Annotated in this window: 17 protein-coding genes and 2 other RNA genes; 9 read left to right on the top strand and 10 right to left on the bottom strand. The window is 64.9% G+C overall.

Annotation, left to right across the window (positions count from 1 at the left end; all coding sequences use genetic code 11):
• Positions 1-8 precede the first annotated feature (8 nt).
• The 4 genes from ABQU90_RS04120 (at position 9) to ABQU90_RS04105 (ending at position 4,820) form a co-directional block, all read left to right on the top strand.
• Positions 9-1,697 carry an ABC transporter transmembrane domain-containing protein gene (locus tag ABQU90_RS04120; RefSeq protein WP_115512079.1) on the top strand — a complete coding sequence of 563 codons (1,689 nt, stop codon included), beginning with the start codon at positions 9-11 and terminating at the stop codon, positions 1,695-1,697.
• A complete protein-coding gene (locus ABQU90_RS04115; protein ID WP_323522064.1) occupies positions 1,681-2,766 on the top strand; it encodes an HlyD family secretion protein in 1,086 nt (361 codons plus the stop codon). The genes ABQU90_RS04120 and ABQU90_RS04115 overlap by 17 nt, the downstream gene beginning before the upstream one ends.
• Positions 2,763-4,166, top strand: a complete 1,404-nt coding sequence (locus tag ABQU90_RS04110) for a TolC family protein (protein ID WP_323522063.1) — start codon at positions 2,763-2,765, stop codon at positions 4,164-4,166. The genes ABQU90_RS04115 and ABQU90_RS04110 overlap by 4 nt, the downstream gene beginning before the upstream one ends.
• Before the next feature lie 459 nt (positions 4,167-4,625).
• Positions 4,626-4,820 carry a hypothetical protein gene (locus ABQU90_RS04105; RefSeq protein ID WP_055844888.1) on the top strand — a complete coding sequence of 65 codons (195 nt, stop codon included), beginning with the start codon at positions 4,626-4,628 and terminating at the stop codon, positions 4,818-4,820.
• A 257-nt stretch (positions 4,821-5,077) separates the two neighbouring features.
• On the opposite strand, the gene ABQU90_RS04100 is transcribed toward ABQU90_RS04105, so the two are convergent.
• The 6 genes from ABQU90_RS04100 to hrcA form a co-directional block, all read right to left on the bottom strand.
• A complete protein-coding gene (locus tag ABQU90_RS04100) occupies positions 5,078-6,208 on the bottom strand; it encodes a prephenate dehydrogenase (RefSeq protein WP_323522062.1) in 1,131 nt (376 codons plus the stop codon).
• Positions 6,205-7,113, bottom strand: a complete 909-nt coding sequence (gene pdxY, locus ABQU90_RS04095) for a pyridoxal kinase (protein WP_323522061.1) — start codon at positions 7,111-7,113, stop codon at positions 6,205-6,207. The genes ABQU90_RS04100 and pdxY overlap by 4 nt, the downstream gene beginning before the upstream one ends.
• 797 nt (positions 7,114-7,910) lie before the next feature.
• Complete coding sequence (gene dnaJ, locus ABQU90_RS04090; protein WP_055844906.1) at positions 7,911-9,044, bottom strand: molecular chaperone DnaJ; 1,134 nt, start codon at positions 9,042-9,044, stop codon at positions 7,911-7,913.
• A 162-nt stretch (positions 9,045-9,206) separates the two neighbouring features.
• On the bottom strand, positions 9,207-11,132 hold the full coding sequence (dnaK, locus tag ABQU90_RS04085; RefSeq protein WP_055844909.1) for a molecular chaperone DnaK: 1,926 nt from the start codon (positions 11,130-11,132) through the stop codon (positions 9,207-9,209).
• A gap of 142 nt (positions 11,133-11,274) precedes the next feature.
• Positions 11,275-11,793, bottom strand: coding sequence for a nucleotide exchange factor GrpE (grpE, locus tag ABQU90_RS04080; RefSeq protein ID WP_055844911.1), 519 nt, complete (start codon positions 11,791-11,793; stop codon positions 11,275-11,277).
• Positions 11,794-11,892: 99 nt separating this feature from the next.
• Complete coding sequence (hrcA, locus tag ABQU90_RS04075) at positions 11,893-12,924, bottom strand: heat-inducible transcriptional repressor HrcA (RefSeq protein ID WP_161961808.1); 1,032 nt, start codon at positions 12,922-12,924, stop codon at positions 11,893-11,895.
• A 139-nt stretch (positions 12,925-13,063) separates the two neighbouring features.
• On the opposite strand from hrcA, the gene recN reads away from it, so the two are divergent.
• Both recN and ABQU90_RS04065 read left to right on the top strand, forming a co-directional pair.
• On the top strand, positions 13,064-14,728 hold the full coding sequence (gene recN, locus ABQU90_RS04070; protein ID WP_323522060.1) for a DNA repair protein RecN: 1,665 nt from the start codon (positions 13,064-13,066) through the stop codon (positions 14,726-14,728).
• A 200-nt stretch (positions 14,729-14,928) separates the two neighbouring features.
• A non-coding RNA gene (locus ABQU90_RS04065) (sX9 sRNA) lies at positions 14,929-14,996 on the top strand.
• A gap of 197 nt (positions 14,997-15,193) precedes the next feature.
• Here ABQU90_RS04065 and fur read toward each other — a convergent pair.
• Positions 15,194-15,604, bottom strand: a complete 411-nt coding sequence (gene fur / locus ABQU90_RS04060) for a ferric iron uptake transcriptional regulator (protein ID WP_055844918.1) — start codon at positions 15,602-15,604, stop codon at positions 15,194-15,196.
• A gap of 104 nt (positions 15,605-15,708) precedes the next feature.
• Between fur and ABQU90_RS04055 the strand changes: the two genes are divergently transcribed.
• The gene (locus ABQU90_RS04055; RefSeq protein ID WP_055844921.1) at positions 15,709-16,104 is read left to right on the top strand and encodes an outer membrane protein assembly factor BamE; all 396 of its coding nucleotides are present in this window, start codon (positions 15,709-15,711) and stop codon (positions 16,102-16,104) included.
• 413 nt (positions 16,105-16,517) lie between these two features.
• Here the strand turns inward: ABQU90_RS04055 and ABQU90_RS04050 are convergent, their stop codons facing one another.
• Positions 16,518-16,793 (bottom strand): RnfH family protein, encoded by a 276-nt coding sequence (locus ABQU90_RS04050; RefSeq protein ID WP_323522179.1) that lies wholly within the window; start codon positions 16,791-16,793, stop codon positions 16,518-16,520.
• Positions 16,794-16,795: 2 nt separating this feature from the next.
• On the bottom strand, positions 16,796-17,227 hold the full coding sequence (locus ABQU90_RS04045; protein ID WP_055844927.1) for a type II toxin-antitoxin system RatA family toxin: 432 nt from the start codon (positions 17,225-17,227) through the stop codon (positions 16,796-16,798).
• A 60-nt stretch (positions 17,228-17,287) separates the two neighbouring features.
• Here ABQU90_RS04045 and smpB point away from each other — a divergent pair, with 60 nt between their 5' ends.
• Positions 17,288-17,791, top strand: a complete 504-nt coding sequence (gene smpB / locus ABQU90_RS04040; protein ID WP_055844930.1) for an SsrA-binding protein SmpB — start codon at positions 17,288-17,290, stop codon at positions 17,789-17,791.
• 139 nt (positions 17,792-17,930) lie between these two features.
• On the opposite strand, the gene ABQU90_RS04035 is transcribed toward smpB, so the two are convergent.
• The gene (locus tag ABQU90_RS04035; RefSeq protein ID WP_323522059.1) at positions 17,931-20,378 is read right to left on the bottom strand and encodes a S8 family peptidase; all 2,448 of its coding nucleotides are present in this window, start codon (positions 20,376-20,378) and stop codon (positions 17,931-17,933) included.
• Positions 20,379-20,510: 132 nt separating this feature from the next.
• On the opposite strand from ABQU90_RS04035, the gene ssrA reads away from it, so the two are divergent.
• Positions 20,511-20,907: a transfer-messenger RNA gene (gene ssrA / locus ABQU90_RS04030) on the top strand.
• The last annotated feature ends 169 nt before the right edge of the window (positions 20,908-21,076 follow it).

Genomic DNA, 21,076 nt, shown 5'->3' with positions numbered 1-21,076 from the left:
GAAGTTCAATGGCGGCAAAGCGGATCGGATGGCGGGAAGCGGTGGGCTGGCTGGCGGAAATCGTCGGGCCGGACATGCCGTATGTGCGTTTGGCCCTGGTGTACGGCGTGGCGATCAGCCTGCTGTCGCTGGCCACGCCCATCTCGGTGCAGCTGCTGATCAACAGCGTCGCCAATACCGCGCTGCCTGCGCCGCTGTGGACGTTGTCGGGCCTGCTGCTGGGGCTACTGCTGCTGGTGGCGTGCCTGAGCGCAATGCGGGTGTGGGTGATGGCGCTGTTCGAGCGCCGCCTGTTCGCGCGCGTGGTGGCCGAGATCACGGTGCGCGCGGTGCATGCGCAGAATCCCTTCTTCGCCGACCAGAACCGTGGCGATGTGTTCAATCGCTACTTCGATCTAGTGGTGGTGCAAAAAGCGGTGCCCAGCCTGGCGATCGGCGCCTTCACCATCGTGCTGCAATCGGCGGTCGGCTTGATCCTCACCAGCTTCTACCACCCGTTTTTCCTGGCCTTCAACGCCTTGTTGCTGTTGATCATCTTTGCGATCTGGATGATCTGGTCGCGCGGCTCGATCCGCACCGCGGTCGAACTCAGCCACGCCAAGCACAATGCCGCGCACTGGCTGGAAAGCGTCGGCGGCTCCAACGGCTTCTACAAATCCAGCCGCCATCTCAACTTTGCGATGGATCGCTCCGAGGCCGTGACTGCCGCCTACGTCGACCGGCACCGGCGCCATTTCCGCTATAGCTTCACCCAGACCGTGGCCTTCCTGCTGGTGTACGCGGTCGCCAGCGCGGCGCTGTTGGCCCTGGGCGGCAGCCTGATCCTGCGCGGCGAGTTGTCGATTGGTCAACTGGTGGCCGCCGAGCTGATCCTGAGCGCGGTGTTCTATGGCATCGCACAGCTCGGCGCCTATCTGGACACCTTCTACGATCTGGTTGCCAGCGCGGAAGAATTGTCGCTGCTGTACGCCATTCCGCAGGAACGCGCTGTGGTGGCGGCCGGCAAGATCCCCGGCAACAGCGCGGTGCGGCTGGATGGAGTGATGATCGAAGGGGCGCGTTTCGATTTCGCCCTGGAAGCCGGCGAGCAGCTGGTGACGCTGGCCGATGGCGGCGCCGAGCGGCTGCTGGCGATGGTACTCAAGCGCCACGTGGTGCCGGATCGCGGCCTGGTAATGGTGGGTGGCGCAGACCTGGCCACCTTCGACATGTACCTGTTGCGCTCGGAAGTCACCGTGCTCGACCGACCGACGATTGTCGAAGTCACCATCCGCGAGTATCTGTCCATGGCCTCGGCCGACGTGAGCTCCGAAGCGATGCTGGAAGCCATCGACACGGTGGGGCTGCGCGCGCGCATCGCCGCGCTGCCGCAGGGCCTGGACACGCGACTTGCCGCGTCCGGCTACCCGCTGTGGATCGGCGACGTGATGGCCTTGAAGCTGGCTAACGCCTTGCTGGTGCGCCCCCGCGTGCTGATGTTGTCGCAGCTCTACGATCTGCTGCCCGCAGAACGCCTGACCCGCGTGCTGGGGCGCTTGAAGGAGGCCGGCACCACGGTGCTGCTGTGCACCGGCAGGCCCGAAGACATCGCCCTGGATGGTTGGTTCCGTCTGGAACCCGAGCGCCAGCAACGCTACGCCACCCGCGCCGAACTCATCGCATCCACCCAGGAGGCAACCAATGCAGCACGCCCCTGATCGGATCGCGCACTTCCCCACTTTGGCCTCGATGCGGCCACCGAGCATCGCCAAGGTACTGGCGTGGATGCTGTTGCTCAGCGTCGCCATCGCAGGCGCCATCCTGGCGTTTGCGCCGTGGGTGCAGACTGCCAGCGGCAAAGGCCAGGTGGTCTCGCTCGACCCAGGCGATCGCCAGCAGCAGGTCACCGCCTTCGTGCCCGGCCGCGTCGAGCGCTGGTATGTGCACGACGGCCAGCACGTGTCCAAGGGCGATCCGATCGCGCGCGTCGGTGACCTCGACCCGGATCTGCTGACCCGACTGGCCAGCGAGCGGGCGCAGGTCGCGGCGGAAATTACCGCCATCCAGCAATCGCGCGCGGTCGCCGGCATCGACGTCGAACGCAGCCGGCAATTGCTTGCCGAAGGGCTGGCCGGCCGCCGTGATTACGAGCTGACCCAGATCAAGGTGGCCGAAGCAGATGCCAAGTTGGCCGAATCGCGCGCCAAGTTGACCCGCATCGACATCCAGTTGAACCGTCAGTCCGCGCAGCTGGTGCGCGCGCCGCGCGATGGCCGTGTGCAGCAACTCAACGCCGCCAGCGGCAGCGCCATGGTCTCGCCGGGCACGGTGTTGGCAGTGATCGCGCCGGAACGCGTGGAGCGTGCCGTGGAGCTGTACATCGATGGCCGCGACGTGCCGTTGATTCGTCCCGGCCGCCCGGTGCGGCTGGAGTTCGAAGGCTGGCCGGCGATCCAGTTCAGCGGCTGGCCGTCGGTGGCGCACGGCATGTTCGATGGCCGCGTGCGCGCGATCGACCCCAACGCCGCGCCGGATGGGCTGTTCCGCATCCTGGTCGAACCTGCACCGGGCAAACCGGCGTGGCCGGCACAGGAATTCGCCCGCCAAGGCGGCAAGGTGCGCGGCTGGGTGCTGGGCGAGACGGTGCGGGTGGGCTACGAACTGTGGCGCCAGCTCAACAACTTCCCACTGGAATTCGGCCGGCGCCCCGCCGCGACCACGCAGGGCGATGGCAAGCCCAAGCCCGCCGGCGACAAGTCCGAAGACGACGCGACGGGCAAGAAATGATGCGCGGTCTGGTTGTCCTGCTGATCGCACTGTGTCCCGGTGCGGCCTTCGCCCAAGCCGCGCCACTGAGCCTGGACGAAGTGCTGCAGTCCTCGGCCCGCTCTGCGCCGCAGATCGTCGAAGCGCTGGCGAAAGTCCGCCAGGCCGAAGGCAAGGGAGTCTCGGCCGACGGCGCGTTCGACACCGTGTTCGACATCGAAGGCCGCTCGCGCGAGGCCGGCTACTACGACGGCAGCAGCATCGAAAGCGGCGTCAAGCGGCCGTTCGAGAACAACGGCGGCTATTACTACGGCGGCTACCGGTCCTCGCGAGGGTCGTTCCCGGTGTACGAAGACAAGTCGTATACCGACCGCGGCGGCGAAGTGAAGGTCGGCGCGCTGTACGCGCTGTTGCGCGATCGCGTGGTCGATGAGCGCCGTACCCGCCGCAACGTTGCCAGCGCCGACATCAACGTGGCGCAGTATGAAGCGGAGATGGTGGCGATCGGCGTGCAGCGGCGCGCCGTAGACGCCTATCAAAACTGGGTGGCGGCCGGTTTGAAGCTGCGTGCATACAACGACCTGCTGGCGTTGGCAGAGCAGCGCCGCAACGCGATTTCGCGGCAGGTGACGCTTGGTGCGCGCCCCACCATTCTGCTGACCGAAAACGACCAGAACCTGGTGCGCCGGCGCGCGCTGGTGGTGCGTTCCGAGCAAGACTTCGCCAACGCGGCCAATGCCTTGTCGCTGTATCTGCGCGACGACGCCGGCATGCCGCTGATCGTCTCCACCGAGCGCCTGCCGGCCGACACCTCGGCGCTGGAAGGACTGGCCGGTGCCAACAAGATCACCGCGCCGGTGGAGCGGCCCGATTACCGCGCCGTGCTGACCCGCATCGATCAGGCCACTGCGCGGCTGATGCTGGCGCAGAACGACCTGAAGCCGCGGCTGGATGTGAGTTTCGAAGTCAGCAAAGACCTGGGCGACCCCGGCGTGGGCGGGCCGAACCGCTCGCCGACCGATGCAATCATCGGCTTTCGTTTCAGCGTGCCGCTGGAGAACCGTTCCGCCAAAGGCCGCGTTGCCGAGGCGCGTGCCGAAATCGAAGCGCTGGATCAGCGCAGCCGCTTTCTGCGCGACCAGATCTCGGTGGAGGTGGAGTCCATCGTGATCTCGCTCAACGCTGCCGAGCGGCTGGCCAAGATGGCCGACGAAGAACGCGGCCTCGCCGATCGCCTGGCCGTCGCCGAACGGCGACGCTTCGAGCTGGGATCGGGCGACTTCTTCCTGGTCAACCAGCGCGAAGAAACCGCCAACGATGCACGCGTGCGTTTGATCGATGCGCAGGCGCGGATTGCGTCGGCGCGCGCAGAGTTGGCAGCGGCTACCGCTGACCGGGATGCGTTGCAGTTAAGTCGTTAAATCGTTGACGCGTTGCATCTGCACTAGTCCACACCTACACATGTCGATCCTGCGCCGCAGCGAGTGCATCGCGTGCAGGCCCAGGAGGTTTCAACCCGCATCCTTGGCGATGCGACAAGCTGGGCGGGGGCCGTTGCTGACTACTTGTTGCGGGTATTCAGACCGACATCGGCAGAAACGTGCACGACTTTCAGCGTGCTGCTGCGCTGCCGAGTGTGATGCTGCGTCGCTTGCGGGCATCGAGCGGCCGTGACCTTGCGAACGACTGCGCTGCATTGCGAGCGATCACTGAAATCGGAGGATCGACGCCGCATGGCGAACTCGACCTGAGGCTGTCTCCCTCATCGCACGATGACGCCTGAGTAACATCTGCGTGCGCATGCTCGGTATGTCAGCCAACTGCTGGCGGTGCGGGCATGATGACCCGCAAGGCAACCTTGGAATCCTTCGGAGGTGCATATGTCTTTTCGGCAATTTCCCGCGATCGGCGCAGATGGCGAGCCATACGTCGTCATCGAATTCCGCGACGAGCAGTCAACTGGCCCGGGCACGCATCCTGCGCCGCGTTATGAACTCCCGGATGGCCGTCACCTGCAACGGCAAGGCCAGCGCTTCGTCACCGAAGGCGGCGATCTGCGACTTTCCACGCCCTGAGCCGCACCTGGTCATTTTTTGACCACCCAGACACCAGCCCTTGCCTTGCAAGGGCTGCGCCCGGTTATCCACATGCTTGTGCAACTTTCATCCACACCCCGTGTGGATGAAATTCTGATCCCGTTCCGACGCCGGGCTTCGAGTGCGCCACGCGGGCGGCTCACATTACAAAGCGCGGCGGTACGCCACTGCTGCTCTGCAGAGCAACATGCAGACCACGCCGTTTTGCTGGCACAGCTTGCAGGTCAACCGGTGCGTCAGCCTGCGACGCGATCCGACCGCTCCAGCACCCGCCCGATCCCGCTGAGGTCGATCTCGCTTGCCGCACGCGCCAATGCTGCACGATCACTATCAGCTTCGAACCCGATCCGGAAATGCAGCTCGCCTACCGGGGTGCGCGAGGAATGGATCGACGACAGATTCACTCCGTGCCGTTCGAAGACATGTAACAGCGCGCGTAGCGAACCGGGCTGGTCTTCCGGCAGATACACGCTCAAGGTCAGCGGTTCGGTGAGATCGGCCAGCAAATAGCCAACGCGCTCGTAGGTGTAGTTGCCCGCGGCCAGTGCGGTGTGTTGCAGGGCCTGCACGTTAGCGCCCAGGAACTCACTGCGGAACTGCGCACGCGCCGCGTCGTCGCCTTGCGCCACCAGCGCGCGTAACTGCTGCAGCTGCGACAGCAGGCGGTCGAGCATTTCGCCGACGTAGGGGTTACCGAACTGGATGTCTTCATAGATCGATGGATTGAGCGAGAGGATGCGCGCGATCACTGCCGTGTCGAGTTCGAACGACGCGGAGCGATACGGCATCAATGCCTGCAATTCGCCCAGCAGCGGCGCGTAGTCGCGCAAGGTGCCGGCCTGCGCCAAATGAGTGGCATGCACCATCGCCTGCACCAAGGCCATCACCCGGTCGTGGTGCTCGGGCGTGGCGTAAACGCACTCTGCCTGGAGTGCCACGTACAAGGTCTGCACCCACGCCGACCAATGCTGCAGGCGCGCTTCGCAGACCACCATCACCCGCCCCTTCAAGGTTGGCGATTTTGGCGGCGCGGTCATCGGATGCAGGCCGACCACGTCTGCCTGCGACGCCAGCATCGCAGCGACCGGCGCCTGCTTGATCGAGGTGACGTCCATCCACAGCTGCGATGCAGCGCGTGCACCGGCCAGTTCCACATAGCGTTGGATCAACGCGGCGGTGTGGCGAATCGGCGCAGAAAAAATCAGCACATCCGCACGCTGCGCCAGGGTGGCTTCATCGATGTCGCCGCTGACTGCAGGATCGAAGCCGATCACCTCCAGCTGCATGCGGGTGCGCAAAAACTGCGCCAGCCAGCGCCCGTAGGCGCCGGCAATGCCGACGATGCCGACCACCGGCTGCGCACTCATGCCAAGCGCTCAGCGGCAAAGCGCGGCAGTGCCGCAAGCGCAGCCGGAGCGGCGGCGAGCACATCGAACTCTTCGTAACCTGCCGCCAGCGTAGCCTCCAGCGCGCTGTGCACACCGGTGAGCGCGTGTCCCACCGCCTGCTCAAACGGCACATCGCGCAGCAGAAAGCCGATCAACAGCGCCATCAACACATCGCCGGTGCCGGCCACGTCGACCGGCAGATGCGGGCTGGCCCAGCGATACACCGCATCAGTGCTGACCGCCAAGGTCACCAATTCGCCTGCTGCGCCGGCAACGCTGTGCGCAAGCACCCATTGCGGGCCGCGTGCGAGCAGGACGCGTGCCGCAGCGATGGCGTCGTCCTGCTCCAGGCTGGGCATACCGGTCAAGCGTCCCAGCTCGAACGCATTCGGCGTGACCAGCCAGGCATGCGGTAGCAGCCGTTCGGCGAACACGCGCTCCAGGCCCGGCTCGACGTAGGGGCCGGTGTGCGTGTCGCCGATCACCGGATCCAGGCAATAGCGCAGCTGCGGCGCCTGCGGCAGCGTCTGCTCCAGCCAATCGGCGAATGCTTCGCCGTTGGCCAGGCTGCCGAAATAGCCGGAGACCAGCATGCGCGCCCGCTGCGGCAGGCCGCGTTCGGTGGCGCCGAGCAACAGATCGGCCAGCCAGTCGGCCGGCAAGATACGGCCGCGCAAGGTCGCGTAGAACGGCGCGTTACTGAGCAAGGTGGTCGGCACTTCGGCCACACGTAATCCGAGCGCGCGCAGCGGCGGCACAGCAGCGCTATTGCCGGCATGGCCGTAGACCAGCTGCGACTGCACCGAAATCACATCGATCGGCGAAGGACCATCCGGGCGCTGGCGGCGACCGTGGACGAGATGACTGTCGGTTGCATCGCTCATGGGAGGCGCCGTCGTGAGAGGAGAGCCCCATTATCTGCCGCAATGCGTGAGCGCGTGGCGTGTTTGGAGCCGAGCGATGTGCAGTGCGACGTGCGTTGACTGGATGCGAGCTGGATGGCGCTGACATTCATGCCGTTTGGTGACGCAGACATCGGAGCCGAACGCTTCAGCGCTGCGCATGCTCTGCATGTTTTGCAGACGTTGCGATCTGACGAGGCGCGACAGCGCTGAGTGAGCGGGTATCGGCTCAGCGTCGGGATGGTGTCAGTGGCTCAGATGCAGTTTGCGGCATCGCGCAGTGATTCGATCAAGAGTGCTGGGCACTGCGCGCGTGAGGTGAGTGAAGCGCAGGCCTGCATGGAGGTCAGCCCGAAGCGTTGTCACTTGGATATCTCTATTGATGCCCGGCTGCACCGGAGCAAGGCCAAGTTGCCGATCGCTTAGGCCTTGGCGATCGTTACGCCGCACCCTCATCCGCCTTTCGGGCACCTTCTCCCGAGGGGAGAAGGATGTTGTTCTTCTGGCACTTTCTTGCGAGGGAGGGTTTGGTACTTTCCTGCGAGGAAGCTTCTGGCAGTTTGTTTCGAACGCTCTTGTGGCAGTTCTTCCGAGCGAGAAGGATGTCTTTTGTGTAGCGCTTCTCGCCACAGGAAAAGGATATCGCTGCAGGAGCGCTTTCGATCGGGCGAAGGAAAGCTGTCTTTTCCTCATTCGCCTCGCTCAACGTCCACGCCTGCTCACTGCAGGCGTAGGCGTACTTTTGTTCCGCAGCTTCCCCGCACTGCCCATGACGTCGCTTACGACGTCATGCGATCCCAGAAGCCCTTGACGCCATCGATGAAGGTGGCCGACTTGGGCGAATGCTTGCGCGCATCCTCACCGGTGAAGGTTGCCTCGAACTGCTGCAGCAACTCACGCTGATCGGCGGTGAGGTTGACCGGCGTTTCGACCACGACGCGGCAATACAGATCGCCTTCGCTGCGGCTACGCACCGAGCGCACGCCCTTGCCGCGCAAACGGAACAACTTGCCCGTCTGCGTCTCGGCCGGAATGCGGATTTCCGCTTCACCGCCCAGGGTTGCAACGCGTACGGTGTCGCCCAGCGCCGCCTGCGAAATGCGGATCGGTACTTCGCAATGCAGGTCGTCGCCGTCGCGCTGGAAAATCGCATGCTCGCGCACGCGCACTTCCACATACAGATCGCCCGGCGGTGTGCCAGCCGGGCCGGCCTCGCCTTCGCCTGCCAGCCGGATGCGGTCGCCGGTATCCACGCCGGCCGGCACCTTGATCGACAGCACTTTGTCTTCTTCCACGCGACCGGCGCCGTGGCAGGTCTTGCACGGGTTCTGGATCAGCGTGCCGCGGCCATCGCAGTGCGGGCAACTCTGCTGCATGGCAAAGATGCCGCGCTGGATGCGCACCTGGCCGCGCCCATGACAGGTGGCGCAGGTCTCGACCTTGCCGTCTTCCGAGCCGCTGCCGTGGCAGGGTTCGCATTCGATCAGGGTCGGAATCTCGATGCGTCGCTCGATGCCGGCGACGGCTTCTTCCAGATCCAGTTCCAGTACGTAACCGACGTCGGCGCCACGTCGCGCAGCGCGCGGACCGGCGGCGCCACCGCCAAAAATATTGCCGAAGATATCGCCAAAGATATCTCCCATGTCCGGGCCGCCCGGCCCACCACCGCCACCACCGCCCATGCCGTGCTCGAATGCCGCGTGGCCATGCGCATCGTAGGCGCGGCGCTTGTTGCCGTCCGACAACACTTCATAGGCTTCCTTGCACTCCTTGAACAGCGCCTCGGACGCGGCGTCGCCCGGATTACGATCCGGGTGGTGCTTCATGGCGCAACGGCGATAGGCCTTCTTCAGCTCTTCGTCGCTGGCACCGCGGGCAACGCCCAGCACTTCGTAGTAATCGCGTTTGCTCATAAGCGGGGATTCGTGGTTCGTGATTCGTGATTCGTTTGAAACGCGAAGGCGGACAGCATGCTGCTGGTCCGCCTTGGCGACGCGACGCGTAGAGGATATCGGGCGGGAGGGGCGTGCGCTTTAGCGCCTGCCCCTCCCCACGCTCGACTCCCAAATCACGGCTTACTTCTTGTCGTCCTTGACCTCGGTGAACTCGGCGTCCACCACGTCATCGGCGGCCTTGGAGGCCTGCGCATTGCCGCTGGCCGCATCGGCGTTGCCGCCCTGCTCTGCCGCGGCGGCCGCTGCGTACAGCGACTGGCCGGCTTCTTCCAGCGTCTTGCTGCGCGCGTCGATCTGCGCCTTGTCGTCGCCCTTCATGGCGGTCTCAAGATCCGACAGCGCCGCTTCCACCTTGCCGATCACATCGCCACCGACCTTGCTGCCATGCTCGGTGATCGCGGTGCGGGTAGCGTGGATCAGGCCATCGGCCTGGTTGCGGGTCTGCACCAGTTCCTGGAACTTCTTGTCTTCTTCGCGGTTGGCTTCCGCGTCGGCGACCATGCGCTGGATCTCTTCGTCCGACAAGCCCGAACCGGCCTTGATCTCGACCTTCTGTTCCTTGTTGGTCTTCTTGTCCTTGGCCGACACATGCAGGATGCCGTTGGCGTCGATGTCGAAAGACACCTCCACCTGCGGCATGCCGCGCGGCGACGGCTCGATGCCGGACAGGTCGAACTTGGCCAGCGACTTGTTGAAGCGGGCCTGCTCGCGCTCACCCTGCAACACGTGCACGGTCACGGCCGACTGGTTGTCTTCGGCGGTGGAGAAGGTCTGCGAGGCCTTGGTCGGGATGGTGGTGTTCTTTTCGATGATCTTGGTGAACACGCCGCCCATGGTTTCGATACCCAGCGACAGCGGGGTCACGTCCAGCAGCAGCACATCCTTGACGTCACCGGCCAGCACGCCGCCCTGGATCGCAGCGCCCACGGCCACGGCTTCGTCCGGGTTAACGTCCTTGCGCGGTTCCTTGCCGAAGAAATCGGCAACCGCCTGCTGCACCTTCGGCATGCGGGTCTGACCGCCGACCAGGATCACTTCATTGATGTCGCTGGCGCGCAGGCCGGCGTCGTTCAACGCGGTGCGGCACGGCTCGATCGACTTCTTGACCAGGTCTTCCACCAGCGCTTCGAGCTTGGCACGGGTCAACTTGATGTTGAGGTGCTTCGGGCCCGATGCATCGGCGGTGACGTACGGCAGATTCACTTCGGTCTGCTGGCTGGTCGACAGCTCGATCTTGGCGCGCTCTGCGGCATCTTTCAGGCGCTGCAGCGCCAACGGGTCCTTGCGCAGATCGATGCCCTGATCCTTGTTGAACTCGTCCACCAGGTATTCGATAACGCGGTTGTCGAAGTCTTCGCCGCCCAGGAAGGTGTCGCCGTTGGTGGCCAGCACTTCGAACTGCTTTTCGCCATCGACTTCGGCGATTTCGATGATCGACACGTCGAAGGTACCGCCGCCCAGGTCGTACACCGCAATCTTGCGATCGCCGCCGTTCTTGTCCAGGCCATAGGCCAGGGCTGCGGCGGTCGGCTCGTTGATGATGCGCTTGACGTCCAGACCGGCGATGCGGCCGGCGTCCTTGGTGGCCTGACGCTGGCTGTCGTTGAAGTACGCCGGCACGGTGATTACCGCTTCGGTGACTTTCTCGCCGAGGAAGTCTTCGGCGGTCTTCTTCATCTTTTCCAGCACGCGCGCGGAGATTTCCTGCGGCGCCATGCGCTTGGAATCGCTGGTCTGCACCCAGGCATCGCCGTTGTCGTGCGCCAGGATGCCGTACGGCACGTGCGAGATGTCCTTCTGCACTTCGGCGTCGGTGAACTTGCGGCCGATCAGGCGCTTCACCGCGTAGAAGGTGTTCTTCGGGTTGGTCACCGCCTGGCGCTTGGCCGAGGCACCGACCAGCACTTCGCCGTCCTTGGTGTAGGCGACGATCGAGGGCGTGGTGCGATCGCCCTCGGAATTTTCGATGACGCGGGCCTTGCCGCCGTCCATGATCGCCACGCACGAGTTCGTGGTGCCGAGGTCAATACCAATGATCTTGCCCATGGATACGCTCCTGATGATTCTGTAGCTGTGTCCGGCGACGCCGGGTCTGGCTGAGATGTGGGGGTGGCGCGCAGGTGTTCAAGCCATCTGTGCGCATCTGTGTTCTAACGGCGCGCCCGGCAGTTCAGCCGGGCGCTGGCAATCAGTCGTGCTTGGCCACGACCACCAGGGCCGGGCGCAGCAGGCGATCGTTGAGCAGGTAGCCCTTCTGGAACACCTGCACGATGTGGCCCGGCGCAATGCCTTCGGCCTCGCCCTGGCTGATCGCCTGGTGCTGGTCGGGATTGAACGGCTGGCCAACCGGGTCCAGCAGGGTCAGGCCGTTATCGGCAGCGACCTTGAGCAACTGCTTGTAGGTCATGTCCAGGCCATCGCGCAGCGGGCTGGGCTGGGTCCCGGCGGCGGTAAGCCCGGCATCCAGGCTGTCGAACACCGGCAGCAACTCGCCCAGCAACTTCTCGTTGGCGAACTTGCGCGCGTTCTCGACGTCGCGCGCGATGCGCTTGCGCTGGTTTTCCAGGTCGGCGCGCTCGCGCAGGGCGTCGGCCTTGACCAGCGCGATCTCGCTGCGCAGCGACTCGATCTCGGCCTTGAGCGGATCGGTCTCGGGTGGATTCTGGGACAGGTCTTCGGAGTCGAATTCGGGGTGGTCTTGGTTCATATGCAGTTCCCGGGCAAGCGGAACGCCCGCCCCAACGTCACCCCGTATGTGGGCGCTCGGCCGCGTTTCAAGCAAAACGATGACTTCGATTGCCGCTGGTTATCGCGTGCCGGGCGGCTCCATGGCCGCGCCCAGCACCTGGGCGGCGGTCTGCACCAGCGGAATCAGGCGGTCGTAGGCCATGCGTTTGGGCCCGATTACCCCCAGCACGCCCAGCACCTGGCCATTGGCGGCATACGGTGCGGTGACCAGCGAGACGTCTTCCAGCGACACCATGCCGGTCTCCTCGCCGATGAAGATCCGCACGCCCGGTGCCTGGATGGTGCGTTCGAGCAGCTGCAGGATCTCGCGCTTGCTGGCGAAGGCTTCGAACAGCTCGCGCAGCCGGTCCAGGTCCGACAGGTCCTGCACGCCCATCAGCCGGGTCTGCCCGGCCATCACCATATCGTCCGCCTCAGCCGGCACCAGCGCCTCGCTGGCCAGGTCCACGCTGTGCGCCAGCAACTGCTCCATTTCGTTCTTGGCCACGCGCAGTTCGCGCAGCAGCGAGGCGCGGATATCCGACAGCGCGCGCCCGGCGAACTGTGCATTGAGGTAATTGGCCACCCGCTCCAGCTCGGCCGGCTCGTAGGCGCGGCGCGGCTCGATCACCCGGTTCTGCACTTCGTTGTCGGCAAACACCAGGATCGCCAGCACCCGCCGCGCATCCAGGGGCACGAAATCGATATGCCGGAACGCGAACTGCTCCCGGCGCGGGGCGCTGACCACCCCCACGAAGTGACTCATCGCCGACAGCATCTGCGAGGCGCTGCCCAGCAGCGACTGGGTGCCATTGCCGCTGGCCAGCTCCGCGCGCAGGCGCCGCACCTCTTCTTCGCCGGGCGGCTGCATCTGCACCAGGCTGTCGACGAACACCCGGTAACCGTGCGCGGTGGGAATGCGCCCGGCCGAGGTGTGCGGAGAGCTGAGCAGCCCCACGTCCTCCAGATCGGCCAGAATATTGCGGATGGTCGCCGGGCTCACATCCAGCCCGGCATGCTGGGCAAGGGTTTTCGAGCCCACCGGCTCGCCATCGCGGATGTAGCGTGCGATCAAGGTGCGCAGCAACTGGCGGGCGCGGGGGTCGAGCATTGGGGACTGGGACGCGCGCATGGGATCATCCGGTGAGACTGGGCATAGATAATGTCTGGCCCCGGGGATGGCAAGCGTCCGACTCCCCGACCGCACCTTCCTGCCCTAAGCTTCCCCAACGCATTCACACTCGGCCCTCATGCTCAGACACCTCTCGATCAAGGATTTCGCCGTTGTCCGCGCCACCGAACTGGAGTTCGGGCCGGGCATGACCGTGGTGTCGGGCGAAACCGGCGCCGGCAAGTCGCTGATGGTGGACGCGCTGGGCTTCCTGTCCGGCTTGCGCGCCGACAGCGGCGTCGTGCGCCATGGCGCCGACCGCGCCGAACTGTCGGCGGAATTCCAGCTGCCGGCCGCGCACCCGGGCCTGACCTGGCTGGCTGACAACGAGCTGGACGACGAAGCCCAATGCCAGCTGCGTCGCATCATTCGCGCCGACGGCGGCTCGCGCGCCTGGATCAACGGCCGCCCGGTGACCTCTTCGCAATTGTCCGAACTGGCGTCACGGCTGGTCGAAATCCACGGCCAGCATGAGCACCAGGCCCTGATGGCCCGCCACAGCCAGCTCGCCCTGCTCGACGCCTACGCCCGCAACAGCCCCCAGCGCGAACAGGTACGCCAGGCCAGCCAGCGCTGGCAGGCGCTGCTGGACGAGCGCGACGCGCTGTCTGCGCAGGGCGATGTCTCCGACCGCATCGGTTTTCTCGAACATCAACTCGGCGAACTGGAACGCGAGGACCTGGACCCGGCCGCGATCGCGGCCCTGGACGTCAATCACCGCCGTCAGGCGCATGCCACCGCGCTGATCGGCGCCTGCGACAGCGTGGCCCAGCAGCTCAACGGCGATGACGGCGCGTCGGCACTGGGCTTGTTGCAGGACAGCCGCCACGACCTGGCCCGCGTCGCCGAGCACGAGCCGCGCCTGGGCGAGGTGGACGCGCTGCTGGACAGTGCCGTGATCCAGATCGAAGAAGCACTGGCCCTGCTCGACCGCGTGCGCGACGACCTGGACGCCGACCCGGCCCAGTTCGAAGCGATGGAACGCAGTCTCGGCCGCCTGCACGACCTGGCGCGCAAACACCGTGTCGCCCCGGACGAGCTGGCCGCCCACCGCGAGCGCATGAGCCTGGAAGTGGAAAGCCTGCGTGGTGCCGACGAGCGCCTGCAGCAGCTGGATAAGCACATCGAGTCCGCCACCGGCGTCTGGCGCAGCGCGGCCGGCGTGCTCAGCGACAGTCGCAAGACCGCCGCCGAGGCCTTGTCCGCGGCCACCACCACGCTGATCGGCGAATTGGGTATGGGCGGCGGGCAATTCCTGATTCAGCTGCAGCCGCAGGAGACACAGCGCCCGGATCCCAATGGCGCCGAGCGGGTGGAATTCCTGGTCGCCGCCAATGCCGGCCAACCGCCGCGCGCGCTGCGCAAGGTGGCCTCGGGCGGTGAGCTGTCGCGGATTTCGTTGGCGATCGAAGTGGCCGCACTCGGCCTGGACAGCGTGCCGACCATGGTCTTCGACGAAGTCGATTCCGGCATTGGCGGCGCGGTGGCCGATATCGTCGGCCAGAAGCTGCGTGCCTTGGGCGAAGAGCGCCAGGTGCTGTGCGTCACCCACTTGCCGCAGGTCGCAGCCAAGGGCCACGCGCATTACCGGGTCAGCAAGGCGCCGGTGGACGGCATGACCCAGAGCGCGGTCGAGCTGCTCGGCCCGCAGGCGCGCCAGGAAGAGCTGGCCCGCATGCTTGGGGGTGTGGAAGTGAGCAAGGAAGCACGCGCGGCAGCCCGCAAGCTGTTGCAGAGCGCCTGATCGAGGTCTATTGCGGAGGCTGCTGTGTCAACGCGGTCTCGCAGCTTCCGCTGGCGGTTCCGGGCATTGCAGCAATCAACCGACGCAGCGTCCGCCCATCCTCGGGCTTGGAGCGGCTGGCAACCTTGACTGCGCTCACCGCCAGGCAGGCGCTGCCGGTGCTTGGTGCTTGGTGCTAGACGCTCGGTGTGGCATTACCCATGCCCACTCTGGTTCTGAGCGCGCCGCCCACACCCGCCTGATCACTGCTCGCTACCTTTTGGCAGCAGCTCCCAGGCGCGAACTTTTGCTCTGCAGAACTGACAGCGAGTCCGCCCAGGCAAGCGTTCCGCCAGCGCGCTTCCCCGCATGTGCCCGAAGGGCGGATGGGAGCACCCAGACGCCAGCGAATCATCACGAACTGCACCTCAAAACGCACAAGGCGGCCGAAGCCGCCTTGTCGTTGCCGTACGCAATGACGCGCGCTCAGCGCGGCCGCTTTTTACGCACGTACAGCACCAGCGAATGCTCTTCCAGCTCATAGCCGTGCTTGGCGGCAATCTGACGCTGCAGTGCCTCGATCTCTTCGCTTTCGAATTCGATGACGTGGCCGGTGTCCACATCGACCATATGGTCGTGGTGGCCGCCGCGATCCAGCTCGTACACGGCCTGGCCGCCTTCGAAATTGTGCTTGAGCACCAGGCCGGCGGCCTCGAACTGGGTCAGCACGCGATACACCGTTGCCAGCCCGATCTCGTCGCCGTGATCGAGCAGCTGCCGATAAATGTCTTCTGCGCTGAGGTGATGGTGACTGCTCTTCTGCTCGAGCAATTCCAGGATCCGCATGCGCGGATGGGTCACCTTGAGCCCAACTTTGCGCAGGTCGTGGGTTTCCATATGTTCTCCGTTCATTGGCGATTTAGCGCCAGCTGCCATCAAACGGGTCGCGGCGACCGGCGGGAGTGTATCATCGGCGTGATTTCCTCAGCACTTATTCCCCGATGCGCAATCTCCTGCTGGTCGCCGCCGTTGCTCTTTCCACCGCTGGCTGCGGCATCATTTACAAGCAGCCGATCTACCAGGGCAATCTGATCAAACAGAATGCCGTGGAGCAACTGCAGGTCGGCCAGAGCAAGCAGCAGGTCAGCGCGTTGCTGGGTACTCCGTCGATTCCCGATCCGTTCCATGCGCAGCGTTGGGACTACACGTCCACCCAGCGCGTCGATCGCCTGGCGCGTACCGACGTCAAGAATTTCACCGTGTTCTTCGAGAACGATCAGGTGGCGCGCTGGGAAGGCGACTACTTCCCCTCGCAGGACGAGCAGCTGGCCAAGTCGGCACCCAAGCAGTTCGGCCGCAATCTGGCGCGCGACAAGAAGAAGCAGCGCGGCCGTTGATGCGTTCGGTCAGCGATCACGCGATCGTCTGACCACCCGCAACGCCTGAAAGCCAGCCATCGATGCCGGCTTTTTGCTTTTCACCTTATCCGCTCGGATTGTCCGCTCGGACCATCGCACTCGGCCTGCCGACTGCCGCGCACTTGCTTGCGCCGGCAACGCGCATGACTGAAGCAGTGCGCAGATGGCAGCGCTCGATACTGTATGGCCTCAGGCGGGCGCCGCATCCGTCTGGCGACGCGCAGAGCGAAATTCGCTCGAGGCCCGTTTCTGTGCGCTCACTTCTGTATCGAAGCCGATTGCAGCCAGCACAACACGACGTCGAACACCGCAACGCAGCAACTGCGATGGCGCCCTTACCGGAAGAGTTCGCTCAATAGCAGCTGCCCGGCTGATGCGGCCAGATCCGGTCATTAGCTAGCGGGATTGGCCTTCGCAGCAGACGCAGCCCGGCGGCGACGCGCTTCTTTCGGGTCCAGCAGCAGCGGCCTGAGCAGCTCGACCCGGTCGCCCGCGCGCAACACCTGATCCGGGCGCGCCACGACACCATGGATGGCGATCGCTGCGGATGCGTTCTGTTGCATGAGGCCAGATGCCGTCGCTGCCTCGGCGACCGTTGCGCCCTCCGGCAGATCCAGCAACACCGCGCTGTAGCGATCCGGCCAGGCCAGGACGACTTCAACCTGCACGGTCACACGTCGCCGCGATCGGCGACCCGCACGAAATCGTTGACCATACGATCGGCCAGACCCTGAAATCCCAGCGCCAGTGCCGGCCCCAGCAAGCGCGAGCTGGTTTCCACTTCCAGGGTCAGACTCACCTTGCACGCGTTGTCGCCCAGCGATTGAAACTCCCACAGGCCTTCCAGGCGCTTGAACGGCCCATCGCGCAGATGCATCACGATGCGTTCGGGCCGCTCGAGCATGTTCTCGGTGGTGAACCAGGTGCGGAACGATCCCAGACCCAGATCCAGGCGCGCCACGATATGCGCATCGTCCTGCTCCAGCACATGGGCAGCGTCGCACCAGCCGAAGCGGCGCGGATAGGCGGCGACATCATTGACCAGATCGAACATGCGGGAGGTGCTGTGTTCGACCAGTGCGCTGCGACGGATGGTAGGCATTCGCTAACTTGTGAAAGACGGAAGATCGTTTGACGACGCCGAATCGGCGACAATGGCGTCATGAGCAAGCAACCATCCAAGGATAAAGCAAACGGCGCGAAGGCCACGAAAACCATCGCGCTGAACAAGCGTGCGCGCCACGAATACCACCTGGAAGAGCGCTACGAAGCCGGTCTGGCGCTGCAGGGCTGGGAGATCAAGGCGATCCGCGCCGGCCGCGCCAACATCGTCGACGGTTACGCGTATGTGCGCTCCGGCGAGATTTACCTGATCGGCGCGCAAATCACTCCGCTGATCCAGGCCTCCACCCACACCGTGCCGGTGGAACGTCGCGACCGCAAGTTGCTGCTGCACCGGAGCGAAATCGACAAGGTGCTCACCCGCGTGGAGCGAGAGGGCTACACCCTGGTGCCGACCGCGCTGTACTGGAGCAGCAACAAGGTCAAGCTGGAAATCGCGCTCGCCAAGGGCAAGCAGAATCACGACAAGCGCGACGCCGCCAAGGACCGCGACTGGCAGCGCGACAAGCAGCGCGTGATGCGGCGGCACAACCGAGATGCGTGAATCGGGAATCGGGAGTGGGGAATCGCAATAGCGGGTCTGCTGCCTGCTTCGGGCTTAATTTAGCTTCTGCCAGAGCACAAACTGACTCAATGCGCGGCATCTCAGCTTTGACGATTCCCGATTCCCCACTCCCGATTCCTCAGGTCGCGCCAAGCATCCGCATCAAATTCGGTACTCCCCTGCCCTGCACGTAGCGATCGCGTTCCAGATCGGTGCAGGTGTCGAGCATCAATTGCTTGACCCGGTCCGGGAAGCCGATGAACTCGCGGCGTGCCGATAGAAAGCCGGCCAGTACGCCGGAGACATGCGGCGCGGCCATGCTGGTGCCGCTCATTTCCACCATCAGGCTGGCCGGATCTTTGGGGTCGAAGTCGTAATACGCCGAGACGATTTTTTCGCCCGGCGCCACCACGTCGGGCTTGCCGCGGCCGTCGGCGGTGGGCCCGCGCGAAGAAAAATACGACACGCCGTAATTGTGCGGGCTGCTCTTGTGCACCGAGCCGACCACGATGGCCTCTTCCAGATTGCCCGGGTCGCTGATCGATAGATCCATGTTGGCCGGATAGGCATCGCCATCCTTGCCCATCAACCAGGCCAGCCCTTCGTTGCCGGCAGCCACCACCACCAGCACACCCTGCCGCCATAGCCGCCGCAACTCGTTGCAGAGTGGCGTAAAGCCGCAGCCATAGCTTTCCGGGTCGAAATAGCCGCCCAGGCTCAGATTCACCCCATGGATGACCAGCTCGCCTGCGCGCTCGTTGATGGCAGCCACCTGCTGCACGGCCTTGATCATCCACGAATCGCGCCCATCGCCGGCGTCGTCCAGCACCTTGAAGCCATACAGCTGCGCGTCCGGCGCCATGCCGGCAAATTCCAGCGGCGGGCCCGGCTTGCCCTGCGCATCCGGCAGCGTCGCCTGGCAGTGGCCGGCAATGATCCCGGCGATGTGGGTGCCGTGGCCGTGCCGATCGAGCCGGGCAAACGCATCGCCGTCGGCCCGCGTCAATCGCTTGGGCGCACCGCGCCGGGTGCAATCCCATTGCGCCACCACGGTATCGCGCTGGCCTTTGACGAAGAAATGCGGGTGACTGGCGGCGATGCCGGTATCCAGCACCGCCCAGCCGATCTGCTGCCCGCGCGCACGATAAGCATTGCGTGCTGCATCGGCATGCAGCACGTTGCCGGAGATGTGAATCAGCGCGCGCTTGCCGGCATCGCGCCACACCCGGCGAAACCCCAGCGCGCGGTAGCGACTCTGCAGCGATTCGATTTCGAAGCGGGTCAGGCGCGCGGACACGAAGCGCTGCAACCCGTCTTCCAACTCGATCGCCTCATCCAATGCGTCGCCCTCCAGGCCGGTGCTGCGCGCAGCGACTTCGCGCAGATGGCGCACCAGCACCGCCCGCACCCCGGCCGGATCGTTGCCGGCGAGCCGCCGGTCCAGTTCGATCAGGACTTCATGCCGATGCTCTGGGCCGTGCGCTTCGAGCTGCTCGCTGAGGTCCTTGATCAACACCGCATTGGAGACAGGCTGATCGAAGCCCATACCCACCGCCTGACGCACCGCTGCGCGTACCTGCGGGATCGACAAATAGCCCGAGCCCGAATGCGGGTTGTGCTGCCAGTCGGGATTGATCCGCGCCCCGGCAATGTTTTCGAAACGCCCCTTCGCGTTGGCGATGTCGTCGGTCAGATCCGGGTCCAGCGCGATCGGGTCACGCGTCTCGGCCACGTTGATCCACTGCTGCACGCACGCCGGGAACGGCAGCTTGCGGGTGCCGGTCCAGCGCTTGAACATGCTGCGCACCTGCGGCAACCCGAGCGGCGACCCCACGGTCAGGAACAGCGTCACCTCGCAGTCGGCCGCCTCAAGCTGCCGCAGCACGTCGTAAGCGATCATCGAGCCCTGGCTATGCGCGACCACCACGAACGGCCCGCCGCCTGCACGCAGCCGCTGGGTCAGGCTGTCGCGCATCGATGCCGCACGCTCGGGCACGAAGAACAGGTCGTGCACGTCCTGCAGCAACGCCGCAGAAATCAGCCGCAGCAGCACGCGGTTGATCGCATCGATCGGGCCCTTTGCCTGCACGCTGCCGGGTGCGCTCGCAGTCTCCAGTTCGTCGAGCAAACGATGCAGGTCGGCCCGCTCCTGATCGCTTTGTGCCAACGCATCGGCGAGCACGTGCAGATCCTGCCCGCCCGGCACCAGGCCGAGCGTACTCAATGCACGCTGCACGCTCTGGTTGAGCGCCGGCCCCACATCGCGACCATCGCAATTGCCGGGCTCTGCCACCGGATAGCGCTCGCGATTGACCCAGTACGCCAGCCGGGTGCGCTCGCCCATCGGACGCCCGAACAACGCCTTGTCCCACTGACAACGCAACACTTCGGCCGGCGGCTTGTTGCCGATGCCGTGGATGTAGATCACGGTGCGCGCCTTTCCCTGCACGCGGGCTGCCGCGGCGGCTTGTGCGCCTGACTTAGGCGCGCGCTTCTGTTGCGGCCGTGCCGGCTGTTTGGCAGTTGCAGTGGCCGGGCGCGGTGCTGCGCGTGTCGAACGTGGACGTGGGGGCTTACCTGTCGCCATCGCTTCGCTCCTTCGTTTACAGACTGTTCGGTCCGGTAGGACTGAAGCCACTGTAAGCGCTGTCCATCTCACCACTTGTGACAGGGCGCGCCGATCCCTACACTGACCACGTCAGCGTTTGATGCTTTCCCCGGGGGTGCACTGGTTTCGACGGGGGTCGCGAAGTCGCTTGGCGCATGCCGAGGGGGCAGCTTTCCTCGTTAATCCAGCAGCAAACTTTTAGTTGCCAACGACGACAACTACGGTTCGGACTTCGCTATCGCCGCTTAATTGGCTTTAGTTGTAGTTCTACAGCCGCCTAAGGCGAACCCCCGAAACTACTTGTGCCCGTGCTCGTAGATGTAGGGTCATTATCACGGAACCGCCGGTGGTGGCTGCCTGTCAGCTACCGGCTAAATCAAGCAGGCTGGTTTCCAGGTGCGCTTTGCCCGCCGTGCTGCCTGGGAATGAGATCTAACGGAGGGATAAGCATGTAGTGCCGGGGATGGAGTGCTTCCGGACGGCGGTTCGATTCCGCCCACCTCCACCACACAGCGGTCCTAAGAAGACCGACTAAGGCCGGGAATCCTCGAAAGAGGTTCCCGGCCTTTTTCATGGGCGCTGCGGCAGCCCGCCGCGTCAATTAGTGACGCGGGCTGTCGGTTCGGACGTGGTAACGATCGACCCTGCGAGAGGGCGGTCACACGCGCGGGCTAACG

It is taken from the genome of Xanthomonas sp. WHRI 10207, assembly GCF_040202975.1.
GTDB lineage: Bacteria > Pseudomonadota > Gammaproteobacteria > Xanthomonadales > Xanthomonadaceae > Xanthomonas.
The sequence above is the reverse complement of the archived record's forward strand: the minus strand, read 5'-3'. Positions and strand labels throughout refer to the sequence as shown.

What these genes read in the sequence shown, in the direction of transcription:
- hrcA (WP_161961808.1), bottom strand. Translation starts at nt 12,924, where the DNA reads ATGCTCGACCCCCGCGCCCGCCAGTTGCTGCGCACCTTGATCGCACGC.
- smpB (WP_055844930.1), top strand. Translation starts at nt 17,288, where the DNA reads ATGAGCAAGCAACCATCCAAGGATAAAGCAAACGGCGCGAAGGCCACG.
- ABQU90_RS04055 (WP_055844921.1), top strand. Translation starts at nt 15,709, where the DNA reads ATGCGCAATCTCCTGCTGGTCGCCGCCGTTGCTCTTTCCACCGCTGGC.
- fur (WP_055844918.1), bottom strand. Translation starts at nt 15,604, where the DNA reads ATGGAAACCCACGACCTGCGCAAAGTTGGGCTCAAGGTGACCCATCCG.
- ABQU90_RS04045 (WP_055844927.1), bottom strand. Translation starts at nt 17,227, where the DNA reads ATGCCTACCATCCGTCGCAGCGCACTGGTCGAACACAGCACCTCCCGC.
- pdxY (WP_323522061.1), bottom strand. Translation starts at nt 7,113, where the DNA reads ATGAGCGATGCAACCGACAGTCATCTCGTCCACGGTCGCCGCCAGCGC.
- recN (WP_323522060.1), top strand. Translation starts at nt 13,064, where the DNA reads ATGCTCAGACACCTCTCGATCAAGGATTTCGCCGTTGTCCGCGCCACC.
- ABQU90_RS04105 (WP_055844888.1), top strand. Translation starts at nt 4,626, where the DNA reads ATGTCTTTTCGGCAATTTCCCGCGATCGGCGCAGATGGCGAGCCATAC.
- dnaJ (WP_055844906.1), bottom strand. Translation starts at nt 9,044, where the DNA reads ATGAGCAAACGCGATTACTACGAAGTGCTGGGCGTTGCCCGCGGTGCC.
- ABQU90_RS04110 (WP_323522063.1), top strand. Translation starts at nt 2,763, where the DNA reads ATGATGCGCGGTCTGGTTGTCCTGCTGATCGCACTGTGTCCCGGTGCG.
- dnaK (WP_055844909.1), bottom strand. Translation starts at nt 11,132, where the DNA reads ATGGGCAAGATCATTGGTATTGACCTCGGCACCACGAACTCGTGCGTG.
- grpE (WP_055844911.1), bottom strand. Translation starts at nt 11,793, where the DNA reads ATGAACCAAGACCACCCCGAATTCGACTCCGAAGACCTGTCCCAGAAT.
- ABQU90_RS04120 (WP_115512079.1), top strand. Translation starts at nt 9, where the DNA reads ATGGCGGCAAAGCGGATCGGATGGCGGGAAGCGGTGGGCTGGCTGGCG.
- ABQU90_RS04115 (WP_323522064.1), top strand. Translation starts at nt 1,681, where the DNA reads ATGCAGCACGCCCCTGATCGGATCGCGCACTTCCCCACTTTGGCCTCG.
- ABQU90_RS04035 (WP_323522059.1), bottom strand. Translation starts at nt 20,378, where the DNA reads ATGGCGACAGGTAAGCCCCCACGTCCACGTTCGACACGCGCAGCACCG.
- ABQU90_RS04100 (WP_323522062.1), bottom strand. Translation starts at nt 6,208, where the DNA reads ATGAGTGCGCAGCCGGTGGTCGGCATCGTCGGCATTGCCGGCGCCTAC.